This window comes from Pelagibius sp. Alg239-R121 (genome assembly GCF_947331435.1).
Taxonomy (GTDB): domain Bacteria; phylum Pseudomonadota; class Alphaproteobacteria; order Kiloniellales; family Kiloniellaceae; genus Denitrobaculum.
In genome coordinates, this window is the sequence record NZ_CAMZOF010000003.1 from 413,839 (window position 1) to 430,229 (window position 16,391).

Below are 16,391 nucleotides of genomic sequence, written 5' to 3' on the forward strand. Positions count from 1 at the left end.
GCCGTGCGACATATGTTCCAACACGTCTGGGAGGAAGAAAAATGAAAATGATGTCAGCAAAATCCTTGGGGTCGGCCGGCGTTCTTCTGGCGGCCTCGGCACTCATCGCAGGCTCTGTGGCTGCGCAGGACCTGCCGCTCAAGTCGCTGCCTGGCGACGACCAGCGCGATCATTGGCTGCCGGAGCAGGTCAATGTCTCGGGGAAGCTCGAAGCCCTTCAGGCTGCGACGGGCAAGGAGGCCGTCAAGTTTACGGGGAGCTTGGAAAAACCGGTCCAGATTGCACTCATATATCCTTCGGCCGACGTATCCGACTTTTGGGCGCGCAACTATCTCGCTCTGACCAAACGGCTCGAGCAGCTTGGAATCAAGTATGAAACCACCGAGTTCGCGTCGCGCCAGATCGAGCATGAACTGCAGTCTACCTACGCCACGCAGGTGGAGCAGGACGCGGATCTCTACGACTACGTAATCTTCGGTCCTTCGGAGCTGGCGACCCAGGCCGACAATATCGAGAAGCTGGCTGGCAATGAAGACTTCGTAACCTATGTCTGGGCCTTCCACACACCTTTGAAGCACTTTAAGAAGCAGCCGGCAGCCTGGTTCGATTTCTCGTCGGCCTACGGGGCCCAGGTGATTTGCAGTTACATGCTGGAACGCCTTGGCAAGGACGTCACCTATGCCATGAACCGCGGCATTCCGGGTGTCACCGATAATCAGCGCTCGGGGGATTTCAAGGACTGTGTCGCCGAAAAGGGCAATTGGAACGTCGTTTACGAGCACTATGGCGAGTATCGGCGTGAAGGCGGCTTCGACGGAACCAACCTCATCCTGCAGGCCTATTCGGAAGCGACCGTCATCCATAACGCCAACACCGCGATGGCAATGGGTTCGGTTGAAGCGCAAGTCGCCGCCGGGAAGCACAAGGAAGTCTTTTCCACCGGGTGGGGCGGAACCGGGCTGGAACTCGACGCCATTCGCCGCGGTGAATTGGATGCCACGCCCATGCGCATGGGCGACGACGTTGGGGCGGCAACCGCCGAAGCAATCAAGGCGGACCTGGAAGGACGTTCGGAAGAACTGCCGCTGGTGTTCCTCGGCCGTATCACCGTGGCGCACGATCAACTGAGCAACGAGGAAATCGACAACCTGGAGAAGGAAGCGTTCCGTTTCTCCGGCGTTGGTGCTCTCAAACGCTGATTTATTCGGCGTCTCGACCTCAAAACACGTGATAAAGAGTCTGGTCGTTTTCTCTGGTTCAGCGAAAAACGATCAGACTCTCGTAGTTTGAATCCGCCGCCGGCTCAGCATTGCCATGTTTCTGGAACAGCACGAAATGCTGATGATGCTGTGCAATCGGCATTTCGTACTGTCTCGCCGGTTTAATCGGTAAAATTGTCGGCATCCGATAGCGCATGATCTCCTCGTCTTCAAACCTGTGAGGTGATGTGAAATGCTGTCGTTTTCACTGCTCGACAAAGATCGAGTGCCCCCTGTCCGTCCGCCTATGCGCTCACGAGCGCCGCGAGGTGACCTTGTTGATCTCCCCGAGGGCCGCGTTGATCCTTCCAAGGGGCGCCGGGTTACGTTTCACGCCTTTCTTTTCCACGACCGAAGCTGAAGCCAAGCCGCTCATTGACCGGCCTGTCAAAACGCTCGACACTCTTCTCGACATTAGGGAACTAAGCAGATGAAACTGACCGATTTCAAAGCGCTCGCCTTTGATTGTTACGGAACGCTGATCGATTGGGAATCCGGCATGGTCGAAGGCCTCAAACCCCTGACCTCTAGGCTCGACCGGACATTGTCACGCGATGAAATTCTGGAAGCCCATGCGCGGCACGAATCTTCGCAACAGAGCCAGACTCCCGGCAAAGCCTATCGCAAGCTTCTGCCCATCGTCTATCGCCGGCTGGCCGAGGAATGGGGGCAATCGGTGTCCTGGGATGCGTGTTTGACCTACGGGGATTCGGTGAAAAACTGGCCCGCCTTTCCGGACTCGGCGGGCGCACTGCAATACTTGAAAAAGCACTACAAGCTGATCATCCTTTCCAACGTCGACAATGTGAGTTTCGCCGCCAGCAACGAAAAGCTGCAGGTTGAGTTTGATGCGATTTACACGGCGGAAGATGTTGGCGCCTATAAGCCGTCAGACCGTAATTTCGACTATATGCTGGCAAAGATCGAGAGCCTCGGAATCGAGAAAACGGACATCCTGCATACGGCGGAAAGTATGTTCCACGATCACGGTCCTGCAAATCGGCATGGTCTGGCGTCGTGCTGGATTTACCGCCGCTACGATCAAACGGGCTTTGGTGCAACGATGAACCCCGGGGATATGCCAAGGTATGACTTCCGCTTTAACAGCATGGCGGATCTGGCCAAAGCGCATCAAGAATCGCTCAGGGCCTGAATTCCGGCTGCAGTCGATGTTGAGAGAAGCGATGAAATGAAGGAGCGCCCGAAACTCGACCGCATCGACATCAATATCCTCGCGCAGTTACAGCAAAACAGCGATATGACGAATGTTACGCTGGCAGAGGCGGTGGGCTTGTCGCCGAGCCCCTGCCTGCAACGTGTGAAGAGGTTGGAAAAGGCCGGTTATATCCAGAGTTACGCGGCCAGAATCAATCTCGCCAAGCTTTCGGATCATGTCGTCGTTTTTACTGAGGTGACGTTGAACGGTCACCGCCGGGATGATTTCATCAAATTCGAGGCTGAAATCCGCCGCTATGAAAGCATCCAGGAATGCCACCTGGTGAGCGGTGGTTACGACTATCTTCTGAAGTTTGTGGCCCGCAATATTGCGCATTACCAGGAGATCGTCGAAGACATCCTGGAACGCAACATAGGGGTCAAAAAATACTTCAGCTACGTGGTCATCAAATCCCTCATCAACAAGGATAGTGTACCGCTGAAATCGATCCTGCCTGATGATGACCTTTAGCCGCTGACAGACTCACGCGATCTTCTGCATCCAGCTCAAGCCGGCCTCCGTTGATGCGACCGGCCTGTACTCGGCACCGACCGGTGCAGTAAAGCCGAGCGAACGGATCGTCTGCATGACGTGCCGGTAATCGAGTTCGCCGTCGCCGGGTTCTCCGCGCGAAGGCACGGCTGCGATCTGAATGTGACCGATGAGAGGCATGAATTGTTCGAGGCGCCGCGTGATATCGCCCTGCATGATCTGCAGGTGATAGCAATCGAACATCAGCTTAAGATTTTGTGCGCCAACCGCCTCAATAATCTCAGCTGCTTGATCGGCGGTGTTCAGGAAGTAGCCGGGCGCGTCATGGTGGTTCAGGGGTTCAATCAGAATGGTAATGCCGTGGGGCAAGGCCGCGTCGCAGGCGTAACCTAGATTTGTAATGAAGGTCTCGCGCGCATCGGCGCCCTGAGCGAAGCCGGCCATGACGTGAATGTTATGCGCAGCGATCGCCTGAGCATAGGAAACGGCCTGATCGATCGCCGCGCGGGCTTCGTCTTCGCGTCCGGGAAGCGCCGCAAGACCGTTGTCTCCAGCCGCGACGTTTCCCCGGACCGTATTCAAGCCCAGCATCGGCAACCCGGTTTCATTCAGTGCGGATTTAACGGCTTCAACCGGCGTATCGTAGGGCCAGTGACATTCGACTGCATCGAATCCAGCAGCGGCTGCAGCGCGAATGGCGTCGGGTAAGGTGAGTTCAGTCCAGAGGAATCCGAGGTTCGCTGAAAATCCCGACATTAGTTCCATTCCACATCAAATTTTTCCACGATCGACGCAATCTGCAATTGGCTGAGCAACCTTGGGTTTGCGCCGCGTGTCAGTAAGGCAAGTTTCGCGGTCTCTTCAAGTTCCTCTACGGCGTAAACCGCTGCCTCAAGGTCTTTGCCTGCGACAACGGGGCCGTGGTTGGCGAGCACGACGGCGCTGCGTTTTCCGGCCAGCCCGTGTATCGCCTCTCCCATCGCGGGATCTCCGGGCATGAAGTAAGGCAACAGCTTGACCTTGCCGAGCCGCATGATCGAATAGGCGGTGAGGGGCGGCAGCATATTTTCCGGATCAATCTCCGGCATCAGGGATAAGGCGACTGAATGGCTCGAGTGGAGATGCACGACGGCTCCGGTTTTTGCGCCCCTGGTTTCGTAAAACGCGGAATGTAACGGCATCTCTTTCGTTGGTTTGTCACCACTAATCTGCTGGAATTCATCGTCGAATAGAGAGAGGCGCGCAGGATCCAGGAATCCGAAACAGCTGCCGGTCGGCGATACCAGGAGGCGTCCATCGGAGAGCCGGGCCGATATGTTCCCTGATGCGCCACCGGTCAGTCCACGATCGAACATGGACTTGGCCAGCCGGCACATCTGCTCCCGGATTTGGGCTTCTTCGCTCATTGCGTATCCAGCACATCATAGGCACGGGTAAAAAAGTCTTCCTGTCCGAAGTTACCCGACTTAAGGGTGAGGGCAATGTCGTGGCCGTCGCTCCTGCACCAGGTCCAGGGTACGCCGGGCGCAATCTCCGGGCCGATTGTCATTTGCTTGACCCCCAGCGCATTGGTCACGGCACCCGAAGTTTCGCCGCCGGCTATGACGAAGCGCCGGACACCGGCGTTCCTGGCCTGCACCGCCAGCTCGGCAAGTGCGTCTTCGACAAGCTTGCCGGCCGTTTCCACGCCGAGGCGTTCCTGTGCGGCGGCAACTTCAGGCGGTTCCGCCGTTGCGTAGATAATCTTTGCGGCTTCAACGGGCTGTTGCGCGAGCCAGTCGTGTGCTGCGCTCGTGCCATTTTCCGCCAGAGCCAGAGGATCAAGCTTCAACGCGGTGGCCTCTGCGGAAAAATTGGCAACCTGTTTGCGGGTCATGGCCGAGCAGCTGCCCGAAAGCACGATTTGGCCAGCCGCAAGCTGTGGTTTCTCTGCCTTGGGGGCGTCTGCCGCTAGGGCGCCGTCAGCCAGATAGAGTGAGGGGAGAGGCATGGCGACCGCGCTGCCGCCTGTCATCAGCGGCATGTCCCGGCAGGCTTCGGCGATGATTGCCAGGTCGGCATTGGCCACGGCATCCACAACCACATGAGCGATGCCCTCGGCCTGGAGTTCGGCAAGACGGTCCCGCAGAGCGGACACGCCTTGGTCGACAACAAGACGATTGGCAAGCCCGACCTTTCCTTTCACTTGCGGTTCCAGCAGCCGCATCAGATTTGAATCGCGCATGGGCGTAAGAGGATGGTCTTTCATGGGGCTTTCGTGCAGAGGCTGCTCGCCGACGAAAAGACTGCCCATGAAGATGCTTCTGCCATTCTCGGGGAAGGCCGGACAATAGATGGTTTGCGTCGCGCCCAACTCTGACATCAAGGCCTCTGAAACTGGACCGATGTTACCCCTGTTGGTGCTGTCGAAGGTCGAGCAGTATTTCCAGAAAAATCGCGACGCACCCGCAGTACGCAACCAGCCGAGCGCGGACTTCGCCTCATCGACTGCCTCTTGAACCGGTGCCGTTCGGCATTTGAGGGCGATGACTTCAAAGCTGGAGGTTTCAGTATTACCAGGTGCCTGGTCGGGAACACCGAGTCTAAGTGATACCCGGGCGCCGCTTCGGGCCAGGAGGCCGGCGAGGTCTGTAGCGCCGGTAAAATCATCTGCAATGCAGCCGAGAACGACGGACATGAACTTTAGTTTCCGCTTGTACCTGGTAAGGAAATACCGCTTTTCCGGGCATAGATTTTGGCGACCGCTGAATCGTCCTCGCGGCCGTAACCCGCTTCTTTCGCTTCTTTAAAAAGCGCAAGCGCGGTTTCGGACAAAGGCAGGGAAAAACCGGTGGCTTTGCCCTCCGATGTGACGATGCCGAGATCTTTCACGAAGATGTCGACGGCAGACTTCGGGGAGTAATCGCCTTCGACAACATGGCGCCCACGGTTTTCGAACATCCAGGAATTGCCGGCGCACTCGATAATCACTTCATAAAGCATTTTCACATCCAGGCCCGCCTTGACGCCCAAGGTCAGGGCCTCGCCCATCGCGGCGATGTGTACACCGGCCAGAAGCTGATTGATCATTTTTACTCTGGAACCGACACCGGGCTCTTCCCCCAATTGGAAGATCTTCGTTGCGATGGCATCCAGTACGGGTTGAATCTGCGCAAAAGTCTCTTTAGCACCAGAAGCCATGATGGACATCTCGCCCTTGAGCGCTTTTTCTGCGCCGCCGGACACCGGCCCGTCAATCACGCGCATTCCTGCATCGTCGAGGCGCGATGCCACTTCGACGCTGTAGGATGGCGACATGGTGACACAAAGGACGAAAGTGCTACCTGGTTTCGCCGCGGCGACCGCACCGTTTTCCCCGAACAATACCTGTTCCGTCTGCTCGGCATTAACGACAAAGACAAAAATTACATCGGCGTCTGCCACTGCTTCCGACGGCAGGGGCGTCGAACGCCCGCCTTTTTCCACAAACGCTGCACAAACGGTCGGGCGAATGTCGACGCCCGTGGTCGGAAATCCCGCACGCAACAGCGATACCGCGGCGCCCCAGCCCATGGAGCCCAGACCAATAACCGCTGTCTTTAAGCCCTCGGGCATAGATTCGTTCCCATCAAATACCGCTTTCCTGCTGGACATCTGGTATCGATACCGGTACCGATACCAGTTCAGGTTATCTCTAGTTAAATCCCGGCTTGGAGTCAATCGGATAACTGTGCTGGAGAGCGACTGCTCTTGTGGAAAGCGGCCAAGAGAGTATACCGCCCTGTTGCAGGTTAGATGAGGCGCTGGTTCATGTTTATGCTGATTCAGTAAAAAACCGATCAGGCTCTATGATGCGAACGAAGAGAGGCGAACCGGCTTGGGTATCAGGAAAGAGTGTGTTGAAAACAAGATCGACACTGGTTGAAGTCGCAGCCCTGGCAGGAGTCAGCAAGATGACGGCGTCGCGTGCACTGCGTGGTGCCGCCGACGTTTCTGAAGCCAATATTGAAAAGGTTCTGCGTGCCGCCGAGGAAATCGGCTACGTAACCAACCACCTGGCGACATCTTTATCGTCGCAAACCACGAACCTGATTGGAGTCGTGGTTCCCAGCATGTCCAATGTTGTGTTCGCCGAGGTTCTTGCCGGCATATCCGATGCGATCCAGCAAAGTGGCAAGCAGCCTGTGTTCGGTATTTCCAACTATAACGCCGAAGTCGAGCAGGACATCATCCGGGATATGCTGTCCTGGCGGCCCTCGGGTATGATCGTCACTGGGCTCGAACAATCGGAGCAATCGCGGAAGCTGTTGGCGGGTGCGGGCATTCCGGTTGCCCAGATCATGGATATCGACGGCGAGGCTATCGATATCAACGTTGGTCTCTCGCATGCAGATGCCGGTCGTGACATGGCATGCGCACTGATGAAGCTCGGCAGATCTAAATTTGCCTACATTGGCAGCGCGCTGAACAAGGACGTCCGCGCGCGAAAACGCATGGAAGGATTTCGGGCCGAACTTGAAAAGGGCGGATTGTCTCTGGTGACCTCGCGCATAGACGACGAATTTTCGTCCCTGCCACTGGGCCGCGCACTCACGGCGGAGCTCCTGCAATCGGGTGTCGATGTCGATTGTATATACTACTCCAACGACGACATGGCTGCGGGCGGGCTCTTTGCTACTATGGCCGCGGGGATCCAAGTGCCGCAAAGACTACTTCTTGCCGGCTTCAACGGCCTTGAGTTCCTGGAGGGGCTGCCAGTCCGCCTCGCCACAGCGCGGTCGCCACGCCGCCAAATCGGCAAAGAGGTCATCCGGATTTTGCTGGAAGCAATAAAGCATCCGCTTGCGCCGGAACAACGCCGCCTCGTTTTCCACCCGGAGATCGACCTGGGCGACTCTTCCTTCTAGGGTTTCGTCGAAACAGGTCCCGGCTCGAACGGATCACTTCGAATTGTCTGGTGGAGCCCCAGATGGTCAAATTAAGCTGGCGGCCATCCGGCGAATCGGCAATCCATTGAGAACTGGCTATGAAAGGAAAGAGGCGCATGGCGGCGCTTGAGCTCATAATCGGAAACAAAAACTACTCTTCCTGGTCGTTTCGGCCCTGGATCGCCATGAAGGTGAAGGAAGTAGAATTCAAGGAAACGCTCAGCCTGTTCGATGAAGCGACCGATCAGGCTCATTTCCTCGAATTTTCGCCGACCAAGAAAGTACCGGTGCTCAAGGACGGTGAAACGACAATTTGGGAGTCGCTGGCCATCCTTGAATATTTGGCCGATCTTTTTCCCGGTCTTGATTTCTGGCCCAAGGAACGGATCGCCCGGGCGCAGGCGCGCTCGATATCCAGTGAAATGCATGCCGGCTTCGGCGCCCTCAGAATTGAATGCTCCATGAACATGCGCCGAGAAGTGCGTGCCATCGACGTTTCCGATGCAGCGCGCAAGGATGTTGCCCGGATTGAGGCGATCTGGCAGGGCTGCCTGGACTCTTCCGGCGGCCCTTTCCTTTTTGGCGACTTTTGTAATGCAGATGCGATGTTCGCGCCTGTCGTCAACCGTCTGCACCGCTACGAACTTAGCCGGGCAGATGCGGTGACGAAATACTCCGAAGCTATGACTGCGCTTCCGGCCTGGCAGGAGTGGGAAGCTGCAGGCAAAGCGGAACCCTGGATCGTTGAAGCAGACGAGGCTTGAAGCGTCGAATTCAGACGCAATTTTAGAAAAAATCAGAATCAATAAAGGTGAGTCCTGAAATCCATGAAGTTTGAACAGTTACAACAAGCGTTATCGGTTGTTCTCGATGCGGCGAATGACGATGCCGTATTGATTTTGGACTCAGGGCAACCTGGTCCAACGGTCTCTGTCGTTGCATTGACCCACGGAAACGAAGTCACAGGTATCGCGACGGCTCATCAGGTCCTGGAGCAGCTCCAGTCGGGACAGCTCAAACAGCGGTCGGGCAGGCTTCAGATTGTGCTCGCCAATTATGAGATACTGCAGGACTCCAAGGATTTCGAAAGTCTGGATCGATTCAGATTCGAGGATCTCAACCGGATCTGGGCAAAGAGCGGTGATGGTGAGCATGAGTATCTCGCCAAAGAACGTATTCGACCCTATATCGAGCAGTCCGACCATGTCATCGATCTGCATTCGACGAATGGAGAATCGACCAGCATCGGTATCCTGATGGGACCCGATACCGCGCAGATCGAAGCGATGCAGAGTTACCTCGATACCCCCTATGTCCTGCTTGAGGCCGAGAAATTTCTGAGCGGGATGGCGCTGGTCGAATATCATCAGAACAGCCGGAAATCCGGACTGTCCCTGGTCATCGAGGCTGGCCAGCATTTTGACTTTTCAACCATCGAAACCAATGTTGCCAACACCATCAACCTCTTAAGGCATTTGGAGGTTTTGGAAGGCGAACCCCGCAAGCAGGTGACGCATCCCAAGATCCTGAAAGTCTATGAGGCTGGCATCGCGAAATTTGCAGGCGAGGCCATTACCTGGACCTACAGCAACGCGCCGAAAGGCTTCGATTTCGTCGAAAAAGGCACGCAGATCTGCCACCTCAATGGCGAGCCGGTTGTCGTCGGCTGTGACAGCTACATCGTGATGCAGCAGGCGCAGGCATTGCATGCGGGCAAGGAAATGTATTATCTCGCGGCGGAAATGTGAGGCTCCAGAGGGCGATTTGCGTTGATCACTGATTCAGTGAAAAACGATCGGATTCCGAGATTTCTATGATTAACGCTGCTGATGCTGTCAAACCGTCGCCGAGTTGTCCGGCTGCCGGTATTTGTCTCCGCACAAGAAATTTTAACCAGTTGCGTGCGAAGAAGGCTATGTACCGTTCTGTCGCCGAATTTTTTGTATCTGATTGCCAAGCGGTATTTTGAGCGCGACAAAGGCCGGACGAGAGTTTAAGTTCTTGCAAATTTTACCCCTTCACCCGCTAAGCAGTTGTCTAGTATGAAATTTTTGGTCACTGGCCATGCTGGCTTCATCGGTAGTCATGTCGCGATTCAATTACTTGAACGTGGTGATGAGGTCGTCGGTCTCGATAATTTAAATCCTTATTACGATGTCCGCCTTAAACAGGCGCGGCTGGACCGTTTGACGTCCTATGCCGGTTTCACCCATTGCCAGCTTGATCTGGAGGATAACGAAGGGGTTGCCGAACTCTTTCGCGCCCATAAGCCCGATAAAGCGATCCATCTGGCCGCACAGGCCGGCGTGCGTTATAGCCTTGAGAATCCACGCAGCTACATCGACAGCAACGTGATCGGCTTCTTGAACATACTCGAGGGCTGCCGTCATAACGGCGTCAAGCACCTGGTTTACGCTTCTTCCAGCTCTGTCTACGGCGCGAACGAAAATGCTCCCTTCTCGGTCCACCACAATGTGGATCACCCCTTGAGTCTTTATGCCGCGAGCAAGAAATCCAACGAGATGATGGCGCACACCTACAGCCATCTTTTCAGGATTCCGGTGACCGGCCTCCGGTTCTTCACGGTTTACGGTCCCTGGGGGCGGCCTGACATGGCGCTCTTTCTCTTTACCAAGGCGATCCTGGAAGGCCGGCCGATCGATGTCTTCAACCGGGGAGAGATGCAGCGCGACTTCACCTTCGTCGATGACATCGTCGACGGCGTGATTGCCTGCGCCGATAATGTCGCTCAGGTAAACGAGGACTGGAGCGGAGCTGCGCCGGACCCGGGAACCAGCGGCGTCGCGCCCTACAAAGTCTACAACATCGGCAACAGCCAGCCCGTGCAGTTGATGAAGTACATCGAAGTGCTCGAGCAATGTCTGGGCAAAACCGCGGAAAAGAACATGCTCCCCATGCAGCCGGGGGATGTTCCGGCGACCTGGGCGGATGTTTCGGACCTGAAAAACGACGTGGGTTACCAGCCTTCAACCACGGTCGAGACGGGTGTTGCCCGCTTCGTCGAGTGGTACCGGGATTTTTATAAGTTATAGACGGCCCTTGTGAATGGCGGCGTATGGCCCCATTCGCTTCCGGCTTACGGATCGACGGCAGCCAGCCGTTCGTCCCGCAGGCGTGCCGCGTCATTCCGCCTTGAAATGATGGTCGCAATCAACACGCCGGTGGCGACCAGCCCCACGAGGATGGTTGAAACCGCGTTGATTTCCGGCGTCACGCCCAACCGAACCTGACTGTAGATCTTCATCGGCAAGGTTGTTGCACCGGGACCCGTGGTAAAGCTGGCGATGACCAGATCGTCCAGCGAAAGGGTAAAGGATAGCAGCCAGCCGGAGACGACGGCCGGCAGGATGATCGGCAGTGTAACGGCAAAGAAGGTCTTGCCGGGCGTACAGCCCAGATCCATGGCCGCTTCTTCAATTGAATGGTCGAATGTCGCCATACGCGATTGCACGACCACGGCCACGTAGCACATGGAAAATGTGATATGGGCGATGGTGACCGTCAGGAAGCCACGATCGAGAGAGACTGCAACGAACATCAGCAGCAGCGAGAGGCCGGTAATGACTTCCGGCATCACCAGCGGTGCGTAGATCATGCCCGTAAACAGGGTCCGGCCGCGAAAGCTGCTGAAGCGGGTCAGCATCACGCCGGATATAGTTCCCAGCAGCGTTGCGACGCTCGAGGATACGAAGGCAACCTTGAGTGTGACCCAGGCGGCATTCAGCAGACCTTGGTTGTTGAAGAGCTCTGCATACCATTTGGTCGAGAAACCGCCCCAGACCGTAACCAGTTTGGATTCGTTGAAGCTGAACAGAACGAGCAGAATGATGGGCAGGTAGAGAAAGCTGAACCCGAAGATCAGTGCCGACCAGGTGAACCAGCTCAAGCCTTTATTCATGGCGGCAGCCCTCGAAGCAGCGCCCGGGTGAGGATTTCTTGGCTAAAAGCGGAGATGGCAGAGTGAAAGCTGTCATATCAGGCCGCCTTGTCCTTCTCCTGGAGCTTCTGGAACGCGACGATCGGTATCACAAGGATCAAGAGCAGAACGACGGCGACTGCCGAGGATAACGGCCAATCGCGGTTGGAGAAGAACTCCGCCCAAAGGGTCTTTCCGATCATAAGGGTGCCCGACCCGCCCAGCAGATCTGGTATCACAAACTCCCCAAGCGCTGGAATGAAGACCAGAAAACAGCCGGCGATGACGCCTGGCAGCGAAAGCCGAAAGGTGATCTGCCAAAAGGTCTTGATTGGCCGGCTGCCCAGATCGGCCGCAGCCTCCAGCAGAGTGTCGTCCATCTTTTCCAGGCTGGCATAAAGCGGGAGGACCATGAAGGGCAGATAGGAATAGATGATCCCGATGTAGACCGCAGTGTCGGTATTCATGATGGTCAGCGGCTGATCGATGATCCCAAGATTGATCAGAAGAAGATTGAGCAGGCCTTCTTTCTTGAGGATTCCGATCCAGGCATAGACCCGGATCAAAAATGATGTCCAGAAGGGCAGAATCACAAGCATCAGCAGCGCGAGGCGCCAGCGTTGAGGGGCACGTGTCATGCCGTAGGCCAGCGGATAGCCGACCATCAGGGTCAGGATGGTCGAGATCCCCGCGATTTTGACGCTGTTGAGATAGGCGCGCCAATAGAGATCGTCTTCAAAAAGCAGTTGGTAGTTTTCAAGGTTGAGTTTGATCTGGACGTAAATGTCATCGACCAGCTCGAACAGCGCCGTATAGGGCGGCTGGCTGATCGCATATTCCGAAAAACTGATCTTCAGCACGATCAGGAAGGGCGCGAGGAAGAACAGCAATAGCCAGATGTAAGGCGTTGAAATTAAAAGTCCTCGGGGACTTATACCGCTGCCGGCGATTGCCGAGCAGAGCCAGCGGTAGGGCGGCAATAACAGCAGCTGTTTGTGCAGTTCCTCCAGTGCGCCGGCCGTACCCTCACCCGAACGGGCGTCGAGATATTCGACTTGTGATCTTTTGCCTTCGCGCGGTTTCTGGCTCATGTTTCTCTCACTGACCCAGCACGATGCCGGCGTCCGGAGTCCAGGTCAGATAGACCCGGTCTTCCCAGGTAATCGGCCGTTCCACATCCCTGGTCCTATTCGTCTGGGCGGTGGTGACCATGATCCCGCTATCCAGTTTGATATGGTAAATCGACAGATTGCCCAGATAGCCGATGTCCCAGACTTCACCCGCCATACAGTTGGTGGTGGTATCGGCCGGCGCGTCGACGGAAATCACCAGTTTTTCGGGACGTAGGGCGATCCAGACCGTTGCGCCGACCGGCGCGTCCACGGCATGGCGCGCGCGAATGCCGCAGCCAGACTGTTCACTGACGATGTTCAGGTGGCTCTCGCCCACCTCTGAGACCCGACCTTCGATGATGTTGACGTCGCCGATGAAGCCGGCGACATAGCGGGAGTTCGGGTACTCGTAAATTTCTGTCGGTGTGGCCACCTGCACGATCCGACCGTGATCCATGACCGCAATCCGGGTCGAGACGGTCATGGCTTCCTCTTGGTCGTGGGTAACGATCACGAAGGTGATACCGAGCTGCTCCTGGATATTCATCAATTCGAACTGGGTCTGCTCGCGCAGCTTTTTGTCGAGGGCGCCAAGCGGCTCGTCAAGCAGCAACATCTTCGGCTTTTTGACCAAAGCGCGCGCCAGGGCCACGCGCTGGCGCTGGCCGCCGGAGAGCTGATGCGGCTTGCGCTTGGCAAAGCTACTGAGCTGCACCAGATCGAGCACTTCTTCGACCCGCTGCGCAATTTCGCCCTTCGGCGCTTTGTCCTGCTTCAAGCCGAAGGCAATGTTGCTTTCCACAGACATATGCGGGAACAGCGCATAGGACTGGAACATCATGTTGACCGGGCGGCGGTAGGGCGGAACGCCGGCCATGTCCGAGCCTTCAAGAAGGATCTGGCCCTGGCTGGGCTGCTCGAAGCCCGCCAGCATGCGCAGCAGCGTGGTTTTGCCGCAGCCCGAGGGGCCTAGAAGGGAAAAGAACTCGCCTTTGTAGATGTCGAGCGCGATGTTATCGACTGCGGTGAAATCGCCGAAGCGCTTGCTGACACTCAATAGCTGGACGTGCGGCTTTTCCTGTGGATCGTTCCAAGGATCCCATTTTTTCCGAACCTCGTGCCCCGAACCGGCCATGGCCTCTTTCCCCCTGTTACTTGTGACCGGCCGCCTTGCCCCTCGCGGTCGGTTCACATCTGCCGGTTATCGTATCCATCGAGGGCGCGACCGGTGGTTTGTCCAGCCGCGCCCGCTAGATACTATACGTTACTGGCTGCTTTTCATTTTGGTCCAGAGACGGGTGACCTTGCGTTGGACCTTTGGCGGATAGGGGTTCTTGATATAGAGGGTCTTCAACGCCGCTTCAGTCGGATAGATCGCCGTGTCACCGATGACGTCCTCGTCAAGAAGCTCCTGCGACGCAAGATTTCCGTTTGCGAAGTAAACGTAGTTCGAGGCCTTCGCCATGACATCCGGACGCATGATGAAGTCGATGAATTTATGGGCATTTTCGGCATGCGGCGCGTCTTTGGGGATCGCCATCTGGTCGAACCACATCAACGCACCCTCGACGGGGGTGGAATAGTTCACTTCTACTCCGTTATCGGCCTCAGCCGCCCGGTCCCGGGCCTGCAGGACGTCGCCCGACCAACCGACTGCGATGCAGATATCACCGTTTGCCAGGGCATTGATGTATTCGGAAGAGTGGAATTTCTGGATGTAAGGTCGAACTGCCATCAGAACCGCTTCGGCCTTCGCGATTACTTTGGGATCGTTGCTGTCCGGATCTTCGCCGATGTAGTTCAGTGCCGCCGGGACCATCTCGTCAGACGCATCCAGCATGAAAACCCCGCAGTCCGCGAACTTTGACAGGATTTCCGGGTCAAAGATCAGTTTCCAGGAATCCACCGGGGCGTCCGGCATGCGTTCGGCGACTTTCTTTACATTGTAGCCAATGCCCGTCGTGCCCCACATGTAGTTGATTGAATAGGCATTATCCGGGTCGAACACGGCTGTCCGCTGCGTGATGACATCCCACATATTCTTCATATTGGAGAGTTTTGATTTGTCGAGCGGCTGAAACACGCCTGCTTGAACCTGACGCGCCAGGAATGCACCGCTGGGAACCACCACGTCGTAACCGGTGCCACCGGCCAGCAGCTTGGTCTCGAGAATATCGTTGGAGTCGAAAACGTCGTAGACGACTTCGATCCCGGTTTCCTTCTGAAAATCCTCCAGAATGCTTTCGTCGATATAATCCGACCAATTATAGACATTTACGACTTCGTCTGCGCCCCAGACCTGCGCCCCGGACCCCGCCAAAAAAGCTGCGGCGAGGACCGATTTTGTCAAGAATTTCATGCAACGTCTCCCAGTTTCATTGAGCTTTCGACCTTATGGCCTATGTTTGTGGTATCGGTACTATGTTTTATCTGATTTCAGGCCGCGCGCGCGCTTCTGTCAATCATTCAGGTAAAACGCGGTGAAATCGCACAGAATCTTGGGGGGATTCCTTCGATTAAGTGATTAAAGTAATACAAAATACTACATTTCCGCCAATCGGCGTACCGTGCTATTCTGCCGGTGCAGACACAAAATGATCACATCCGGTCGGTGTTGTTTGCTTGTAGGGGTAATGTACTGCTTTGAGGCAACTCAGGTAGGAAACGAGCTTTTGACCCCGATTTAGGCAGGTAATACGGACAGGGATGTTGAATCGAAGTATAGACAGGCGACAGAAGTAGGTCTTCGAGACCGAAAGTCGAGAATTTGAATATGATTCGTCCTTGGGCCGTTGCGGGGCCGGTTTTTCTGGTGGTTTCCGGTTGTGCTCAACTCGATCCACCGGCTCCAGATCCGGAAGAAGTACAGGCTTCGGTCGAGTCCGACTCGACCGTACCTATTGATCTGACCGAACCGGAGGCGATGGAAGAGGCGGTTGAAGTAAAGCCGCCACCGCCACTGCCACGCCGAAAACCCGAGTCTGCACCAGAACCTGAAACGGTTGAGGAGGCAGACCCGGACATGCTGATCGGGTTGGACTTTACTGTGACGCGGGCATTGCTGGGTGAGCCCGCTCAACAGACTGAGCAATCTCCGGCGAGAATTTGGACCTATAGCGGTCAAGAGTGCATGCTGAACGTCTTTTTCTATCCCAGTGTCGAGGGAGGGGCTTTCCGGCTTCTGACTTATGAAGCGGAAAACGGTGAAAAGGCGAATGAGGGGGCCGAGGCGGCTGAGACTGCGGGTACTGCAAACACTGCAGAAGCGCAGACAACTCTGTCAGAAGGGGAAACACAGAGCTCTGAAGAGCAATCTCCCGAGGAGATTTCTGCCTTCACCAGGACATGTTTCACCGGTTTGCTGCGTGAAGCGGAGCGCCAACGTGAATCGGAACGTCTGAATCAGGCGCAGAAATCTTCTGAAAGCGGTCAATCACTTGATAAGGAGCCGCCACAGGCGGAATAGCG

16 protein-coding genes are annotated in these 16,391 nt (G+C 56.0%); 8 read left to right on the top strand and 8 right to left on the bottom strand.

The window, feature by feature from the left end; translation table 11 throughout:
- Positions 1-41: 41 nt before the first annotated feature.
- From QMZ18_RS12230 to QMZ18_RS12240, 3 genes are all read left to right on the top strand, one after another.
- Complete coding sequence (locus QMZ18_RS12230) at positions 42-1,199, top strand: substrate-binding domain-containing protein (RefSeq protein ID WP_282606575.1); 1,158 nt, start codon at positions 42-44, stop codon at positions 1,197-1,199.
- A 490-nt stretch (positions 1,200-1,689) separates the two neighbouring features.
- Positions 1,690-2,412 (top strand): haloacid dehalogenase type II, encoded by a 723-nt coding sequence (locus QMZ18_RS12235; protein ID WP_282606576.1) that lies wholly within the window; start codon positions 1,690-1,692, stop codon positions 2,410-2,412.
- Between the two features lie 36 nt (positions 2,413-2,448).
- Positions 2,449-2,946 carry an Lrp/AsnC family transcriptional regulator gene (locus QMZ18_RS12240; protein ID WP_282606577.1) on the top strand — a complete coding sequence of 166 codons (498 nt, stop codon included), beginning with the start codon at positions 2,449-2,451 and terminating at the stop codon, positions 2,944-2,946.
- A 12-nt stretch (positions 2,947-2,958) separates the two neighbouring features.
- Here the strand turns inward: QMZ18_RS12240 and QMZ18_RS12245 are convergent, their stop codons facing one another.
- From QMZ18_RS12245 to ltnD, 4 genes are read right to left on the bottom strand one after another with little or no spacing between them, the layout of a single operon-like run.
- Positions 2,959-3,723 (bottom strand): hydroxypyruvate isomerase family protein, encoded by a 765-nt coding sequence (locus QMZ18_RS12245; protein WP_282606578.1) that lies wholly within the window; start codon positions 3,721-3,723, stop codon positions 2,959-2,961.
- A complete protein-coding gene (locus tag QMZ18_RS12250) occupies positions 3,723-4,373 on the bottom strand; it encodes an aldolase (RefSeq protein ID WP_282606579.1) in 651 nt (216 codons plus the stop codon). The genes QMZ18_RS12245 and QMZ18_RS12250 overlap by 1 nt, the downstream gene beginning before the upstream one ends.
- On the bottom strand, positions 4,370-5,644 hold the full coding sequence (gene otnK, locus QMZ18_RS12255) for a 3-oxo-tetronate kinase (RefSeq protein ID WP_282606580.1): 1,275 nt from the start codon (positions 5,642-5,644) through the stop codon (positions 4,370-4,372). Before otnK ends, QMZ18_RS12250 begins: the two co-directional genes overlap by 4 nt.
- Positions 5,645-5,649: 5 nt before the next feature.
- Positions 5,650-6,561, bottom strand: coding sequence for an L-threonate dehydrogenase (gene ltnD / locus QMZ18_RS12260; protein WP_282606581.1), 912 nt, complete (start codon positions 6,559-6,561; stop codon positions 5,650-5,652).
- Positions 6,562-6,845: 284 nt separating this feature from the next.
- Between ltnD and QMZ18_RS12265 the strand changes: the two genes are divergently transcribed.
- The 4 genes from QMZ18_RS12265 (at position 6,846) to QMZ18_RS12280 (ending at position 10,927) form a co-directional block, all read left to right on the top strand.
- Positions 6,846-7,853, top strand: coding sequence for a LacI family DNA-binding transcriptional regulator (locus QMZ18_RS12265; protein WP_282606582.1), 1,008 nt, complete (start codon positions 6,846-6,848; stop codon positions 7,851-7,853).
- A gap of 137 nt (positions 7,854-7,990) precedes the next feature.
- On the top strand, positions 7,991-8,638 hold the full coding sequence (locus tag QMZ18_RS12270; protein WP_282606583.1) for a glutathione S-transferase family protein: 648 nt from the start codon (positions 7,991-7,993) through the stop codon (positions 8,636-8,638).
- A 63-nt stretch (positions 8,639-8,701) separates the two neighbouring features.
- Positions 8,702-9,622, top strand: a complete 921-nt coding sequence (locus QMZ18_RS12275) for a succinylglutamate desuccinylase/aspartoacylase family protein (protein WP_282606584.1) — start codon at positions 8,702-8,704, stop codon at positions 9,620-9,622.
- Positions 9,623-9,916: 294 nt separating this feature from the next.
- Positions 9,917-10,927 carry an NAD-dependent epimerase gene (locus QMZ18_RS12280; RefSeq protein WP_282606585.1) on the top strand — a complete coding sequence of 337 codons (1,011 nt, stop codon included), beginning with the start codon at positions 9,917-9,919 and terminating at the stop codon, positions 10,925-10,927.
- A 44-nt stretch (positions 10,928-10,971) separates the two neighbouring features.
- Here QMZ18_RS12280 and QMZ18_RS12285 read toward each other — a convergent pair whose 3' ends face one another.
- The 4 genes from QMZ18_RS12285 to QMZ18_RS12300 all read right to left on the bottom strand — a co-directional run bounded on the left by QMZ18_RS12285 (position 10,972) and on the right by QMZ18_RS12300 (position 15,282).
- Complete coding sequence (locus QMZ18_RS12285; RefSeq protein ID WP_282606586.1) at positions 10,972-11,793, bottom strand: ABC transporter permease subunit; 822 nt, start codon at positions 11,791-11,793, stop codon at positions 10,972-10,974.
- Positions 11,794-11,870: 77 nt separating this feature from the next.
- Positions 11,871-12,902, bottom strand: coding sequence for an ABC transporter permease subunit (locus QMZ18_RS12290; protein ID WP_282606587.1), 1,032 nt, complete (start codon positions 12,900-12,902; stop codon positions 11,871-11,873).
- Between the two features lie 7 nt (positions 12,903-12,909).
- On the bottom strand, positions 12,910-14,058 hold the full coding sequence (locus QMZ18_RS12295; RefSeq protein ID WP_282606588.1) for an ABC transporter ATP-binding protein: 1,149 nt from the start codon (positions 14,056-14,058) through the stop codon (positions 12,910-12,912).
- Positions 14,059-14,187: 129 nt separating this feature from the next.
- Positions 14,188-15,282 carry a polyamine ABC transporter substrate-binding protein gene (locus QMZ18_RS12300; protein WP_282606589.1) on the bottom strand — a complete coding sequence of 365 codons (1,095 nt, stop codon included), beginning with the start codon at positions 15,280-15,282 and terminating at the stop codon, positions 14,188-14,190.
- Between the two features lie 414 nt (positions 15,283-15,696).
- Between QMZ18_RS12300 and QMZ18_RS12305 the strand changes: the two genes are divergently transcribed.
- The gene (locus QMZ18_RS12305; RefSeq protein WP_282606590.1) at positions 15,697-16,389 is read left to right on the top strand and encodes a hypothetical protein; all 693 of its coding nucleotides are present in this window, start codon (positions 15,697-15,699) and stop codon (positions 16,387-16,389) included.
- Positions 16,390-16,391 lie beyond the last annotated feature (2 nt).

Bases quoted from the DNA above. Each gene is read 5' to 3' on its own strand.
- QMZ18_RS12230 (WP_282606575.1), top strand. From the start codon at position 42: ATGAAAATGATGTCAGCAAAATCCTTGGGGTCGGCCGGCGTTCTTCTG.
- QMZ18_RS12235 (WP_282606576.1), top strand. From the start codon at position 1,690: ATGAAACTGACCGATTTCAAAGCGCTCGCCTTTGATTGTTACGGAACG.
- QMZ18_RS12240 (WP_282606577.1), top strand. From the start codon at position 2,449: ATGAAGGAGCGCCCGAAACTCGACCGCATCGACATCAATATCCTCGCG.
- QMZ18_RS12245 (WP_282606578.1), bottom strand. From the start codon at position 3,723: ATGTCGGGATTTTCAGCGAACCTCGGATTCCTCTGGACTGAACTCACC.
- QMZ18_RS12250 (WP_282606579.1), bottom strand. From the start codon at position 4,373: ATGAGCGAAGAAGCCCAAATCCGGGAGCAGATGTGCCGGCTGGCCAAG.
- otnK (WP_282606580.1), bottom strand. From the start codon at position 5,644: ATGTCCGTCGTTCTCGGCTGCATTGCAGATGATTTTACCGGCGCTACA.
- ltnD (WP_282606581.1), bottom strand. From the start codon at position 6,561: ATGCCCGAGGGCTTAAAGACAGCGGTTATTGGTCTGGGCTCCATGGGC.
- QMZ18_RS12270 (WP_282606583.1), top strand. From the start codon at position 7,991: ATGGCGGCGCTTGAGCTCATAATCGGAAACAAAAACTACTCTTCCTGG.
- QMZ18_RS12275 (WP_282606584.1), top strand. From the start codon at position 8,702: ATGAAGTTTGAACAGTTACAACAAGCGTTATCGGTTGTTCTCGATGCG.
- QMZ18_RS12280 (WP_282606585.1), top strand. From the start codon at position 9,917: ATGAAATTTTTGGTCACTGGCCATGCTGGCTTCATCGGTAGTCATGTC.
- QMZ18_RS12285 (WP_282606586.1), bottom strand. From the start codon at position 11,793: ATGAATAAAGGCTTGAGCTGGTTCACCTGGTCGGCACTGATCTTCGGG.
- QMZ18_RS12290 (WP_282606587.1), bottom strand. From the start codon at position 12,902: ATGAGCCAGAAACCGCGCGAAGGCAAAAGATCACAAGTCGAATATCTC.
- QMZ18_RS12295 (WP_282606588.1), bottom strand. From the start codon at position 14,058: ATGGCCGGTTCGGGGCACGAGGTTCGGAAAAAATGGGATCCTTGGAAC.
- QMZ18_RS12300 (WP_282606589.1), bottom strand. From the start codon at position 15,282: ATGAAATTCTTGACAAAATCGGTCCTCGCCGCAGCTTTTTTGGCGGGG.
- QMZ18_RS12305 (WP_282606590.1), top strand. From the start codon at position 15,697: ATGATTCGTCCTTGGGCCGTTGCGGGGCCGGTTTTTCTGGTGGTTTCC.